At 62.4% G+C, this 14,033-nt stretch carries 12 protein-coding genes; 4 read left to right on the forward strand and 8 right to left on the reverse strand.

Annotated elements, in window-relative coordinates:
* Nucleotides 1-114: 114 nt before the first annotated feature.
* Nucleotides 115-909: a UTP--glucose-1-phosphate uridylyltransferase gene (locus TC41_RS12520; protein WP_081462289.1), complete on the forward strand. Its 795-nt coding sequence runs from the start codon at nt 115-117 to the stop codon at nt 907-909.
* Between the two features lie 32 nt (nt 910-941).
* On the opposite strand, the gene TC41_RS12525 is transcribed toward TC41_RS12520, so the two are convergent.
* The 3 genes from TC41_RS12525 to TC41_RS12535 form a co-directional block, all read right to left on the reverse strand.
* Nucleotides 942-2,630 carry a DHA2 family efflux MFS transporter permease subunit gene (locus TC41_RS12525; RefSeq protein WP_014465441.1) on the reverse strand — a complete coding sequence of 563 codons (1,689 nt, stop codon included), beginning with the start codon at nt 2,628-2,630 and terminating at the stop codon, nt 942-944.
* Between the two features lie 12 nt (nt 2,631-2,642).
* Nucleotides 2,643-3,287, reverse strand: a complete 645-nt coding sequence (locus TC41_RS12530) for an HlyD family secretion protein (RefSeq protein WP_014465442.1) — start codon at nt 3,285-3,287, stop codon at nt 2,643-2,645.
* A 91-nt stretch (nt 3,288-3,378) separates the two neighbouring features.
* On the reverse strand, nt 3,379-5,466 hold the full coding sequence (locus TC41_RS12535) for a peptidoglycan D,D-transpeptidase FtsI family protein (RefSeq protein ID WP_014465443.1): 2,088 nt from the start codon (nt 5,464-5,466) through the stop codon (nt 3,379-3,381).
* A 161-nt stretch (nt 5,467-5,627) separates the two neighbouring features.
* Between TC41_RS12535 and TC41_RS12540 the strand changes: the two genes are divergently transcribed.
* Complete coding sequence (locus TC41_RS12540; RefSeq protein ID WP_014465444.1) at nt 5,628-6,821, forward strand: glycosyltransferase; 1,194 nt, start codon at nt 5,628-5,630, stop codon at nt 6,819-6,821.
* 154 nt (nt 6,822-6,975) lie between these two features.
* Here the strand turns inward: TC41_RS12540 and TC41_RS12545 are convergent, their stop codons facing one another.
* Entirely contained in the window at nt 6,976-8,151 is a 1,176-nt protein-coding gene (locus TC41_RS12545) for a C40 family peptidase (protein ID WP_041695919.1), read from the reverse strand.
* A gap of 324 nt (nt 8,152-8,475) precedes the next feature.
* Between TC41_RS12545 and TC41_RS12550 the strand changes: the two genes are divergently transcribed.
* Together TC41_RS12550 and TC41_RS12555 are read left to right on the forward strand one after the other, a co-directional pair.
* Entirely contained in the window at nt 8,476-9,297 is an 822-nt protein-coding gene (locus TC41_RS12550) for a phosphosulfolactate synthase (protein ID WP_014465446.1), read from the forward strand.
* 14 nt (nt 9,298-9,311) lie between these two features.
* Nucleotides 9,312-9,710: a VOC family protein gene (locus TC41_RS12555; protein ID WP_008337281.1), complete on the forward strand. Its 399-nt coding sequence runs from the start codon at nt 9,312-9,314 to the stop codon at nt 9,708-9,710.
* On the opposite strand, the gene TC41_RS12560 is transcribed toward TC41_RS12555, so the two are convergent.
* The 4 genes from TC41_RS12560 to TC41_RS12575 are packed head-to-tail and all read right to left on the reverse strand — an operon-like array spanning nt 9,711 to nt 13,994.
* The gene (locus tag TC41_RS12560; protein ID WP_014465447.1) at nt 9,711-10,808 is read right to left on the reverse strand and encodes a GerAB/ArcD/ProY family transporter; all 1,098 of its coding nucleotides are present in this window, start codon (nt 10,806-10,808) and stop codon (nt 9,711-9,713) included.
* Nucleotides 10,809-10,815: 7 nt separating this feature from the next.
* Nucleotides 10,816-11,022 carry a hypothetical protein gene (locus TC41_RS12565; protein WP_014465448.1) on the reverse strand — a complete coding sequence of 69 codons (207 nt, stop codon included), beginning with the start codon at nt 11,020-11,022 and terminating at the stop codon, nt 10,816-10,818.
* Nucleotides 11,019-12,221 (reverse strand): Ger(x)C family spore germination protein, encoded by a 1,203-nt coding sequence (locus TC41_RS12570; protein ID WP_014465449.1) that lies wholly within the window; start codon nt 12,219-12,221, stop codon nt 11,019-11,021. Before TC41_RS12570 ends, TC41_RS12565 begins: the two co-directional genes overlap by 4 nt.
* Before the next feature lie 12 nt (nt 12,222-12,233).
* On the reverse strand, nt 12,234-13,994 hold the full coding sequence (locus TC41_RS12575; protein WP_014465450.1) for a spore germination protein: 1,761 nt from the start codon (nt 13,992-13,994) through the stop codon (nt 12,234-12,236).
* Nucleotides 13,995-14,033: the final 39 nt, after the last annotated feature.

Here is a 14,033-nt window from a genome sequence, read left to right on the forward strand (position 1 = left end):
TACTGAAGGCGTCCGTTCAACAGAGTTTCAGCCTTGGTTCAGGCGCGATTCAGGCTGGGAAGGCAAGATGCCGATGGTGGCAAGAACCCGGACTGCGAGGAGAGGTTGAGACGCATGCGTATTGGTTGCGCCGTGATTCCGGCCGCGGGTCTTGGTACGAGGCTGCGACCGGCAACACTGTGGATTCCAAAAGAGATGTTCCCCATCCTGGACACACCCGCCATCGCATTCGGGCTCGAGGAGGCGCGTGCCTCCAAGGTGGCGCGCGTCATCGTCGTGATCCATCCGGAGAAAAGGATGCTCGTGGACTTCGTACAGAACTGGGCGAAGGAGCTGCGGACGATCAAAGGTGAAGTGCCGGAAATCCAGTTTGTGGTCCAGGAACGGCCGCCCGGCCTGGGCCACGCGGTGTGGAGCGCGAGAGACGCTGTAGGAGAAGAGCCGTTTTACGTCCTCTTGCCAGACGAGCTGTTCTTCCCGGAGACACCCTCCCTCCTCGCGCTGGGGCGGAACGCACCCGCATCGTGGGTGGCACTCGTGGGAACGCAGAAGGTCCCCCCCGACGAGATACACCAGTATGGCATGGTGGGATTGCACGAAGGAGCGCGCGTGGTGAAGGTGGTGGAAAAACCGAGGCCAGACGAGGCTCCGTCGAATGTCGCCATGGTGGGGCGATATGCGTTTCAGCCAAGCATCTTCGACGCGCTAGCTGAAACGGCGCCCGACCCGAGCGGCGAGATCCAGTTGGCGGACGCCATTCGTCTTCTTCTACCAGATGGCGTGTACGCGCAGTGCTTGGCCGGGGAACGGTTTGACATTGGCAATCCGTCCGGTTGGGCGCGCGCGGCACAGGCACTGGCGCGCGTTCGGCGGACGGCCGCTGCATCGCAGAGCGCCGCCCGCTCATGATCCGGACGTCCACTTGATTCGGCGCACGGCCGCTATGCCTCCGGCCGGGGCCGAAGTGTCCTGCGAACGACCGCCACCTTGCGGCGCGAGCCTTCGGCCACCGCGGGTGGCGCCTCGTCCGTCGGCGCTTGTGCAGACGCACTCGCCCGCTTGACGTTGCGCAAGAAGAGCGATAGCACGAGCGCGACGAGCGCAATCCCAGATGCAACCAGAAAGCTGTCGTCGATGCCCTCCACGGTGGAGAGGAGTTGCGCCTGGCCATAGAGCAGGTATGTCACGAGGGCGTTCGCCTGTTGTGCAGTCATCGGCGCCATCGCGGCGAGCGCGTGCACGAACTGAGCCAGGGTGATGTTCAGAAACGGGTTGTTCATCTGCACCGAATCGACGAGCTGCTGGTAGTGCATGTTGGACCGATCCGTCATGATGGTGATGAGAAGCGACGTGCCGAGCGACGCCGCAATGGTGCGCACTGTGTTGGCCGCCGCCGTGCCGTGGCTGTTATACTGCCGCGGCAGGTGGTTCAGGCCCGCCGTCATGATGGTCATCATGATGAAGCTGAGTCCAAACATGCGAACCGTGTAGATCCACATGATGTCACTGAGCGGCGTCTGCAGGTCGACGCGCCCCAACTCCCACGTCGTGATGACCGTGATGACAAGCCCCACGATGGCGAGCGGCCGAATCCCGATTTTATCGAGCAACGCGCCGGAGATGGGCGACATGACGCCCATCAAGATGGCCCCCGGCAACAGGATCAAACCGGAGTCCAACGCCGAGTACCCGCGCACGTCCTGCACGTAGATGGGCGTGAGGAGCGATCCGCCGAACATCGCCATGTTCGCCACACAGCTCACGACCGCGGCGATGGTGAATCCGCCGTATCGAAAGACGCGCAGGTTCAGGAGCGGGTGATCCGATGTCAGTTCTCTGACGACAAACAGAATCAGAAACACCACGCCGAGCACAATGCTCACCAGGACCTCCGTAGCGCCCCATCCCTTGTTGCCCGCCTCGCTGAAGCCATACAGAAGCGAACCCAGCCCAATGGTGGACGCCGCGAAGCTCCAAAACTCGAACTTCGGAAACGTGCGCTCAGTGACGTTTTTGAGGAAGATGGAGGCCACGACGAGATCGATCACGGCGACGGGCAGCACGATGTAAAACAGCACTCGCCACGAGTAGTTCTGCACAATCCAGCCGGACAGCGTCGGGCCGACCGCGGGGGCAAAGAACATCGCGATGCCGATGGTGCCCATGGCGCGGCCGCGCGTCTCCGGTGGATACAGGTTGAGGATCACGGTCATCATGAGCGGCATCATGATTCCCGCGCCGGCCGCCTGGACAATCCGCCCGATGAGCATCACCGGGAAATCGGGGGCCAATGCACACAGGAGCGTTCCCACGCCAAACAGGAACATGGCCCCGAGAAACAACTGGCGCGTGGTGAACGTGCCAATGAGATACGCCGTCAGCGGGATGACGATGCCGTTCGTCAACAGGTAGGCCGTCGACAGCCACTGCACCGTGCTCGCGGATACGTTGAAATCGGCCATGAGCTTCGGCACAGCCACATTCAGCAGCGTCTGATTCAGAATGGCCGCAAACGCCCCCAGGATGAGCGAGAAGAGGATGGTCCCCTTGTGTACCACCGGCTGCTCATCCGTGGGCCCGCCGGGGCCTGGTGCAGGCGGGCGGCCGACGATGGTCTCTCCACCGTTCATGCGCCCGCCCCCTCACTTGTGAATCCGAACCGTCGCGCTCATCCCAGGCACGAGTTGCCCTGTGTAGGTCTGAAGCCGGATGCGCACTGGGATGACCTGCGTCACCTTGGTGAAGTTCGCGTTGTTGTTGGTCTGCGGGAGCAGCGAGAACGTCGCCGCCGTGGCGAGGCCAATCTGCTGCACGACGCCCTGGAACGACGTCCCCGGGAACGCGTCCACATAGACGTCCACGTTCTGGCCAACGTGCACGTCGTTGATGTCCGTCTCCTTGACGTTCGCCGTCACCCAGAGATCGTTCAGATTGTACGCATACGCAAGGGGCGTGCCCGCCACGACGAACTGATGGTTCACGGCCTGATTCTGCACAATCGTAGAGGTCTCCGGCGCGGTCACGCTGACCGTCGCGCCCTTCGCACCAGGCACGCTGATGGTGCCAATCACGTCGCCTGCCGAAAACTGCGCGCCTTCAGTCCCGTTCCACGACGTGAGCTCGCCGGAGGCCGGCGCCGTGATGACAATCTGCCGCCCCGTGACCTGAGCGTCGTCCGTCTTCAGATACAGCGTCGACTGATGGTAAAAATAGTACCCCACAAATCCGGCCACGAGGATGACCACGAGGATGATCACCTGGATGAGCAGAAGCCTCCTTGCATTCATCGGGACACCTCCGCCAAAACTTCGTCAAGTGAAGTGTCCCACGGACGCAAGGCTTCATGCTCACCGTCACTTTCCATCTATATCCACATCTTTACGGGCTCTGCTCTGGAATTTGATATGCGGGCGACGACTTCCAGTTCGCCGGGATGGAGGTGTCGGTCCACCCGCTCTTCGGCATGAACGGCGCGTGATGCTCGTTGAAGTACGCGTCCAACATCTGCCGCGCGATCACGGCCGAAAACTGCGCGCCATAGCCACCTCCGGGTGCCATGACGGCCACCGCGACCTGCGGATGGTCAGCCGGCGCATAACAAATGAAGACCGAGTTATCGGTCGGCTTGCCGCCGAGCATGATCTGCGCCGTCCCCGTCTTGCCCGCGACCTGATACGGCGCCCCCGCAAACGCGGCGTACGCCGTGCCGTTGGGACTCGACGTCACGCCGATCATGCCGCGCTGAACCAGGTTCCACTGCCAATCCGGCGCGTCCACCCGACCGACCACCTTCGGTTTCACCGTGGACACGGGTTTCGCCCCATTCGTCGGCGTCCCGTTCGGCCCGTAGACCGCCTGCAACACGTGCGGCGTCACCCGGACCCCTCGATTCGCGAGGGTGAGCGCGTATTCCGCGAGCTGAAGCGGCGTGAACATCTGCGACTGGCCGATCGCGGCATCCGCCAAACTCGCTGGCGATCCATAGTTCACGTACTCCCCTGTCTTCGCGATGGACCGCTCGCTGGCCTTCAGGTCATACGGAACCTGCCGGTTGCCCTGGCGCGAGTCGAGGATATAAAACGCGCCGTCGCTCTCGTACGGCAAGTCGATCCCCGTCTTGTAGCCGAGGCCGAAGTCGGCTTCGCCCTGAAACAGCGCGTTCATCCCCTTTGCGAGGTCGGTGTTCAGGTAATGCTGATACGATCCGTCCTGCGCTGGCCAAGACCCGCCCTGCGTCGCGCTCGATCCGAACCATTTGCCGAGCCACAACCCGACCTCGTAGAAGAACACGTCGCTTGACACCGTGATGGCTTCGACGGGATCCACGGCGCCGAACGCGAACCCTTCGTCCTCGTTCTTGCGCGACTTGCCGATGTAGATGTACCCGTCATCCTGGATGGTGGTCTGCGGATTCACCAGCCCCGCCTTCATCGCGGTGATGAGGTTGGCCGGCTTGACCGTCGATCCCGGGTAATTCACCATAGCAATGGCGTTGTTCACCTGGGCGCCCGAGTTCGACACGTAGTGCGCGTGTTGCTCCAGCGTGCCCAGGGTGAACCAGTTGGGATCCAGGTACGGATAGCTCACCATGGCAATGACGCCGCCCGTCTTGACGTTGAGCATCACGGCGGCGGCGTTCTCGACCGCGTTTTTGTCGCTCGCCTTCTGGATCATGTTCTGCATGATCATCTGTGCGCACGCCTGCTCGTGACCGTCGAGGGTGAGCTGCAGGTTGTCGCCGTTCTGCGGCGGGATCTCGCCCGCCTCCGCGATGGCATTGCCGGCGCTGTTGATGGTCACGAGCTCATACCCGGGTTTGCCCTGCAAAAGCGGCTCGTATTGCTCTTCGACCCCCGTCTCTCCGACTTTCTGGCTGTACAGATACCCTTGGTATCGGCTCACGTTCTCCGCCGTGATGGCGCCGACGTAGCCCAGCACCTGGCCGGCGAGATCGCCGTACGGATACTCGCGGATGTAGTCCTGAATCACCTGCACGCCGGGAAGCTCGGACTGGTGCTCCACCACATACGCGACCTGGGCGAGCGAGACGTTTTTGGCGAGCGTCACCTGAATCGTGCCGGAGTCGGATTTCATGAGGCGATAGAGCGCCTGCGGCGTCTGATGAAGAACGGGCGCCAACGCGCTCGCAAGATGGCGATAGGTCGCGTCCGACGTGGTGGAATACCGGTTCATCACGATGGACAACGACGGTTTGTCCCACGCGAGTACCTGGCCGTTGGCATCGTAGATCCAGCCGCGCTGCGGCAGGACGGGGATCCGCGCCTTGGGAATGCTGAGTTCGGCCTGCCGATACGCTTTTCCATTCGAGATCTGCACGTACGCGGCGCGCAAGAGAAGGCTCGTGAAGGACAAAAAGATCATGGCGTAGATCACGTGCGTGCGAAACTGGCGCTTGCGCCAGCGGCGCTCCTCTTCGGTGAGTTCTTCGCGTTTCCAAAATCGCATACGATAACCTCGTCCTTTGCGATATCGAGCGGTCGCGCCGTGCGGGCGCGGCGAGATCGGCGTACAATGAGGTGGGCAGGCAGGATTTGTTGGACTGTGCCCCACGCCTAGATTACCATAAAGTTGTGGACCCCCGCGGCGCGAAAAGGGGGAATGATCCGATGTTCTCCAACTTCGTGTGGTCCTGGCTTTCGCACGCGCTTCCGCGGGCGGCTTGGCTGCCCGTCCTGTGCGCGGTGGTGTGGACAGCCATCTTTCTCCGCACCATCCCGGACCTCGTGCGAACGCCGCGCCTTCGGCCCCGTGAGGCGGCGAGAGCGAGCCCAGAATCGTATGGCCGCGTCAGCGTCGTGGTGGCGGCGCGCGACGAGCGGGAGCACATCGAGGCCACGCTCGAGTCGCTGCTGCGCCAGACGTATCCAGATCTCGAAATCGTGGCGGTCGATGACCGGTCGACGGATGGGACGGGCGACGTGATCGACCGGATGGCGGCCCGCGATTCGCGGATTGTGCCGGTGCACATCCGGGAACTGCCGCGCGGATGGCTGGGCAAGAACCACGCCCTGTATACAGGCGCTATGCGCGCGACGGGCAACTGGCTTTTGTTTGCGGACGCGGACGTGCGGTTTTACCCGGACGCGGTGGAACGGGCGATGGCCTACGTGCACGCGCATCGGCTGCATCACCTGACGGTGGCGCCGAGGCTCATCGCATCCGGCTACGCGCTGAAGCTGTTGACGGCCATGTACATCTTCAACTACGTGCTGTTCAAGAGGCCCCAGAGCGCGTACCGCAGGCGCACCCGCGCGCACGCCGGCATTGGCGCGTTCAACCTCGTCAGCCGGGAGGCGTACGAGCGCATTGGCACGCACCGGGCCATCAGCTTGCGTCCCGACGACGACCTCCACCTCGGCAAGCTCATCAAGCGGTATGGATTTCGGCAGCGATTCGTCGTGGCGCAGGACATGATTGAGATCGAGTGGTACCCGAGCTTCCGCGCGATGGTCGTTGGCATGGAGAAGGCGCCGTTGCCGGCGTTTCACTACTCCGCGGCGCTTTTGACGGCGGCCATGATGCTGATGATGGCGCTGTACACGACGCCCTTCGCAGGGGCCATCTTCGGGCCGGGCTGGTATCGGTTGGTGTATCTGTATTGTCTCGTCCTCATGGGCATCTTATATGAACTTCATGCCGTGTTTTTGAGGCTGCCCAAGCACCAGTTCCTCATCCTGCCGCTCGGCATGTTGCTGTACAGCTACGCCTTTATTCGTTCGGCCGTGCTGGCCGTTCGCCGAGGAGGGCTCGTGTGGAGGGACACGTTTTACACGCTGCGGGAACTCCGCCGAGGGCTGTGACCTGGCCCTCCTATCTCCGTGGGGCTCGACGATCCCGGCAGAACCGCGACAACGCCTGCACGCAGCCACAAGAAAGGCGTCCGCTCCCCCACGCTGGATGGCGGACGCCTTTCTTGTGGAATAGCCGTGTTCCGGCCAGGCGGACGTTTGAAGTTCAACCGCTCGTCGTGATGAACCGGCGCGCGCCCAGGTACTTGGGTCCCCAGTACGAGTTGAACACGCTGTCGATGGAGACGCCCATGTCCTGCGCGTCGATCATCAGGCCGTTGCCAATGTAGATGCCGACGTGGGTCGCGCCGGGAGCGTACGTGCTGAAGAAGACGAGATCCCCCGGCTGAAGGTCGTTTTGGCTGACCGGAACGCCGACGGCAAACTGCTCTTCGGACGTCCGCGGGATTTGAATCCCGAAGTGCGAAAACACGTACTGCGTGAAGCCCGAGCAATCGAAGCCGCTCGGCGATTCGCCACCCCACACGTAGGGCGTTCCCAAGAATTGCTCCGCGTAGCCGATGATGCTGTTGGGATCAGCCGGAACGAGCGCGGCCTGCTGTTGAGCCACGTACTGCGCGTTCGATTCCTTCTGCTCGGCTGCCGCCGTCGCCGCTTCGATGGCCTGGATGTCCGACTGCGTGAGTTGAATCTGACTCTCGAGCATGCCTTGCTGCTGCTTGCCCTGCTCGATGTCCTGCAAAACAGCGTTCAATTTCACCTGCTGCGCCTGCTTGAGGGATTCGTCCATGGCTTCGAGCTGGTTCAGCTGTTGGCCCACTTGCTCCGCTTGCTGCTCGGCTGCCTGAACCTCATGCTGCTTCTCCACGATGGAGGCCTGCAGCGCCTTGACGGACTGCACGACTTGGTCCTGCGTCTTCGAGACAATGGCGAGATCATACAGCCGGGAGAGGAAATCCGTGAAGCTGGTGGCGTTGAACAGCACCTCGAGATACGACACATTGCCGTCCTCGTACTCGCCGCGCACAATCTGCGCAAGCTCCTCCTCGGCCTGGTTGAGCTGCGCCTCGTTCTGCTTCAACTGGATGCCGAGCTCGTGCTCCTGCTGGCGCAGGGCCGCCATGCGGGCCTGATTCGCCTGGATCTGCGCCTGGACGTTCTCGATGGAGACCTGGTACGCGCGAATGGCGTTTTTCAGCGTCTCCTCTTTCACGGCATCCTCGGAAAGCCGATTTTCCACGGCGCGCTTCTGACTCTGCAGCTGCGCCAACTGCTGCTGCGCCTGCGAAAGCGTTTCCGCGCTGGCGGGTCTGGGACACAAGGCGAACGACAGGGCAACGACGACCGATGCTCCAGTCAACCACTTGGATTGGATCCGCATAATCGCTCCCCACAACCCCAAGTTTCGCGCGTTTGCGACAGGCTGGACCCCGCAACGCGCTTTCTCGCTACGAAGCACGGATATTCGACAGGAAATGAAGAATTCCTGCTTGATAGATTCGTTTTTTGCGAGAAAGCGCACGCATGGTGCCACGTGTCAAATCGCATCCCGGTTCCTTGCGAAGCGAGCACAGCGTCGGCTCGGCTCCTTTTGAACTTTTTTTGATAAAATGGCCTCAGAGCGCCGGATTTCAACCGGAATTCAAGCTTGGGCCCGTATGCTCGAGCCAAACCTGCGACACGCGCTTGGCGGAGGGGATGGGCAATGGATTCGCGATGGACAGAGGTGCTGAACCAACCCGAGCGGCCCGAAAAGCCGAGAGAAATCGGCCTGACCGTCGTGATTGACAACGGGGTCCCTGTTGGATGGTTTCGAGACGCCATGGAGTCGAACGGGGCGTGGATCGACTGCGTGAAATTCGGCTGGGGAACGGCCATGGTCACCCCGAGGCTAGAGGAGAAAATTGAAGTCCTCAATCGGCTCGGCATTCGCTACTTCTTCGGCGGCACGCTGTTTGAAAAGTTTCTTATCCAGGGGCGGATGGACGACTACGAGGCGATGTGCCTGCATTACGGCTGCCGCGACGTCGAGATCTCGAACGGAACCGTGCCGCTCGCCAATGCGGAGAAGGCCCGGTTCATCGAGCGGTTTGCTCGCCGCTTCCGGGTGTTGAGCGAGGTGGGATATAAGGACGTGAAGCAGTCGCTGCTCCTACCGCCGCACCGCTGGATTCAGTTCATCCGGGAGGACTTTTCCGCAGGCGCCTCGTATGTGATCACGGAGGCGCGCGAATCGGGCACGAGCGGCATCTGCCGCGAAAACGGGGAACTGCGCTTCGGGCTCATCGAGGAGATCCTCGAGGCTTCCCTTGACACGAATCGCCTCATCTTCGAAGCGCCCAACAAGACCCTGCAAAAGTACTTCATCGACAAGCTCGGGCCAAACGTGAATCTCGGCAACGTGGCCATCGGCGACGCCATCCCCTTGGAGACCTTGCGCAGAGGCCTGAGGTCCGACACGCTGCTCCAGTTTGAGACGGGCGATCTTTCGCTGCCGGACGCCGAGCCCGCGCTCTGGCATTCGTAAGGAGGCTGACATCTATGCGAAATCCGAACGACGTCTTTCACCTGGCCATTCCTGCGCGCGATCTCGACGAGGCGTACGACTTCTACGTCACGAAGCTCGGTTGCAAGCTGGCGCGCCGGTATCCAGACCGGATCACGCTCGATTTCTTCGGCGATCAGCTCGTGTGCCACTTGTCGGATCGCTGGGACCGCGAGGTGAGCATGTATCCTCGCCACTTCGGCATCACGTTCCGGGACAAGAAGCACTTCGACAATTTGTACAAACTCGCCAAACAGCGCGGCATCCCGTTCTACCACGACCTGTCCCGCCGCTTTGAGGGCCTCATCGAGGAACACGAGACCTTTTTCCTGATCGATCCGTCCAATAACCTGCTGGAGTTCAAGTACTACTTCGACGACCGCATGATGTATTGATTACGGCGCGCGCTGAGGCTTCGGCTGGCGTGAGCTCGGCTTGGGCCCCAACAGGGCCACTACGATGGCGCCGAGCGCCGGAATCCCGAGCCACAGGGCCATGACGACGAGCGGCCAGACGTCGTCGACGGCCACCACCTCCGTCGACGTGTGAAACAGCCATAGGCTCACGACGAGGGCGAGCGAGCCGAGCGAAGGCGCCACCTGCGCCGCCTGCAGCTGCGGGATGACTTGCCGCATGCAGGCGATGGTGAAATACAGGTTCAGCGCAATCTTCACCACGATGGTCGGCAGCCAAATGCCGACAATGAGGATGTCGAACCGATCCAGAAAATCGGTCACGCGCACCTCGCGCACCGCTTCGTACGCGGGATACATGAGATGACCCGCGAGCGGGCTGCCGAGATTCAACTGGCAGATGACCAGGACAAACTCGAGAAACAAGGACGAAACGGCCAACGAGATCCAGGCCTGGCGAAACGAGAACCGCTCGTGCGAAAAGAGCATGGGCAGGATCGTGATGCTGCCGATGGCATTGAGCGCATACCACACCCCAACGGCCGGGCGTTCCATGCCGTACTCGAAGAACGGCTGCAGATACTGCCAACTCAGATCCGGAATGAGCAGCGCGCCGCAGAACACGGAAAAGAGAAGAAACACGGGCAGATACAGTTCCGTCATCCGCGCGATGACCTCAATCCCGCCCCGCACCATGAACACGCACGTGGCCATGATGAGCGCCCCGACCACGACCGCCGGCGTCACCGGCAAAAAGACCACGCTGACGAAGTCGACCCCGAGCCGCACGTCTTTCGCCATAATCACGAGCGAAAACAGGACGTAGACCAACAGCACCGCCTTGCCCAGCCAACCGAACTTCTCCACGAACAACGTCAACAGGTCTTTTCCCGGGTTTCGCGCCAGCGCGCGATCCGTCAACCACAGCACCACGAGCACCGCGAGGCTGCACAGCGGCACCCCCACCCAGGCGTCCTGCCTGGCGGATCGCAGGATCTGCCCGGGCCAGGTCACGAGCGTCGCGGAGAAGACGTAACAAAAGCCCATCAGCACCACTTGCCGGGACGACACCTGATTCATCCGCGATTCACCTCACGTGAAAGGGCTTGGGCAGCCACGCGAAGGACGTGTGCCAGTTCGGAAATACGTTTGAAACCACCCAGGCTCCCGCGGTCATCGTCATCATGGCCGCCATGGCGACCTTCGTCGGCCGGTTGGCCTGGCGCCACTCCTTCCACTGCAACGCGCACAACGCGGCGATAAACGCCGCCGCCTCAATGAAGTTGACGATCACGCCTTCAAATCCTCCTCCGGAATCGCCACCGGAGACGTCGCGTTGCCGCTGTTGCGAAGATCGAGCTCGACGTGCACGTCAACCGGGATGTGGGCGTAGAGCGATTCGCGCCAGTCTTGCTTCTTTGCGTGCCAGAGCGCGGGATAGAGCCGATACACGCGGTTGCACAGCCCCACCGGATCCGCGCGCATGGCCTGTAGCGCCTTCATCCCCGCCGCAATCTCGTCCGCAATCTCGAGGGACGCCTCATGTTCGAGGCGCGGCAAGTTCTGAGTGACCTCGTACATATACGGGGACGCGTTTTCGGCGAGCGTCCCCATCGCCTTCACCGTGATCCGGCAGGAGACGCCCTCGCCATCCCGGTGCATGGCGACGCGCGTCCGGTACCTCGTGACGATGACCGAAATGTGGCCCGTGCCGTGTGGGGCCGGCACCGTCACGGTCGGCCGTTTGATCTCGCCGAGGGCCCACAGCACGCCGTCGGCCTCGCGGCCCTTGAGCACCCCGACCATCCGCGGGCCGCGAAAGATGGCGAGCCCGGTGACCTTCACATACGTCTGGCGGCGTGCCTCGTCGCCGGGCGTGGTCTCAATCACGGAGACAAGCGGCATATACGGATCCTGGCCTTCGGCCAACAGGGCCTCGGTGACTCGCTTGACCGTTCGCGGATGCCGCTCGGACTGGCTCGCGAGCTCGCGCAAAAATTCGGCCGGCGTCTTTTCCATGCTCGACTCGGTGTTCAGTACGTCGGCGCCAGGGCCCTCGCTCACCACCAGGTAGGTCGTCATGCGGTTCTGCGGCACGCGCGCCATGACATCGATGGCCTGTGCAATGTTGTCCCGCGCGAGCGCTTCGCCAAACACGAACACACGCATGTGCGCAAAGTACAACTGGCGGGACATTGCCTTCTGCTGATCTGCGTTTGCCTGCCGAAACGTGTCGCCTACCGTCGAGTCGATGAAATACGCCTTCGTTCCGCTCGATCCGCCGCCCCCACCGAGGTTGCCCACGGACGAGATCTTGCCCGGGAGCGGCACCTCCACCGTCACACGGTACTTGCCGTCCTCCGTGCGATCCGCCGCGCAGGCCGTGACAAACGCCATGTCGTTGATCTCTCGGCGGTCCCAGCAGCCCGAGACGAAAGGCACGAGCGCGAGGGCCAGCATGCTCACGGCCCACTTTCGCGTCTTCACGCGCATGGTCTCACCCCATCATTGCGGGTTGCCTTCCGGGCGAGGCATCATCTGCTTGTTCATGCGCTTGCGGTTCTGGTGGGCGTACGAAGAAGGCCGATACACCATCTCCCACCAGGGCGGCCGGACGAACAAATCCTTGACCTCCTGGCGCTTGTAGGGTGCGAAACCAGAGAGATACGGGACGCCAAACGAGCGCAGCTTGCACAGGTGCACGGTGACCCACATGACGCCGATGACCAGGCCGAACATGCCGAGCACGGCGCCGAGGAGCATCATGGGAAAGCGCAGCAGGCGAATGGCGATGGCGGCGTTGTACCTCGGCACCGTGAACGAAGCGATGCCGGTCAAGGCCACAATGATGACCATTGGCGCCGAGACAATGCCGGCTTCCACTGCCGCCTCCCCGATGACGAGTGCGCCCAGGATGCTCACGGCATGCCCCACAGCTCGCGGGAGGCGGATGCCCGCCTCGCGGAGCGCCTCGAACGTGAGTTCCATGATCAACGCCTCGATGATGGCCGGAAACGGAATGCTCTCCCGGGCCGCCGCGATGCTGATGACGAGATTGGTGGGCAGCATGTCCTGGTGATACGTGGTCACCGCGATGTACATGGCCGGGAGAAACAGGGCGATGAACAGGGAGACATAGCGCAGCACGCGCACCAGATACACCAGAAAGAAGCGCTCATAGTAGTCCTCGCTCGCCTGCAGGAACTGCCACCACGTCACCGGAGCCACCAGCGCAAACGGCGTCCCGTTTGTGAGGATGGCAAATCGACCCTCAAGAAGCTGCGCCGCGACCGTGTCCGGCCGCTCCGAGTACTGAAACTGGGGAAACGGTGACAGCGGCTGATCCTCGATGAGCTCCTCCAAATATCCGCTCTCGAGAACGCCATCGATCTCAATTCCCTCGATCCTGCGCTTGGCCTCCGCGATGACCTGCTCGTCAGCCAAGCCCTCGATGTACACCAGCCTGACCTCCGTCTTGGTGTACGAGCCCACGTAATACGGGATGGACTTCAGCTTCGGCGTGCGCAGTTTCTGCCTCAACAGCGACATATTCACGGTGATGTCCTCGGTGAACCCCTCGCGCGGCCCGCGGACCACGGACTCGGTTTCCGGCTCCGAGATGGCGCGGCGCGGAGGCGACGTGGTGGTGAGCGAGATGGCGGCGTCAAATCCGTCGACGAACAGCACGGCCCGCCCCAGGACAATGGCGTCCACCACGTCGTCGATGGTCCTCACCACGTCCGCCTGGGCCACCGGCAGTGACCGCCCGGCCAACTGCTTCGGATCGTAGTCGCCGACGGTGTGCGGGTGAAACGCTGTCAAAAGCGGCTCCAGCGCCTCATCGCTCAGTTCGTCGAGCGCCACCATGGCTGTGAAATAGACGAGCGCGGCGTGGCGCGAGGCCTCAAGCTCGAGATGGCGGAACTGGACATCCGAGCAGCCGTGGAATAGCTCGTGCAGCACCGCGAGATTGTCTTCGAGACCGCGGTAAAGCTGCTGTTGGGACGCGTAGCCGCCTGGCTCCGACTGCGCCGGCGGAGCGCCCGCGGATGTCCCACCTGCGCCACGGCCCTGACCCCGGCGATCCGCCGACGCCCTGGTCCGGCGCTTCGCCAGTACAGACGTTTCCGGCGCTCCGGGGCCGCGCGCACCGCTCTCCTGTTCGCCGCCCGATTGCGCCTCTCTGCCCTGTTCGGCGCCCGGCTGGACTGCGCTCCCCTGCGGCCGGCGCCTCGGGCGAATGCGCACACCACTTTTCACCTCCATCACCTCCTGAAATATTTTATGGCATAATACACCATATCA

The sequence above is a fragment of the Alicyclobacillus acidocaldarius subsp. acidocaldarius Tc-4-1 genome, assembly GCF_000219875.1.
In the GTDB taxonomy this organism is placed as follows: Bacteria; Bacillota; Bacilli; order Alicyclobacillales; family Alicyclobacillaceae; genus Alicyclobacillus; species Alicyclobacillus acidocaldarius_A.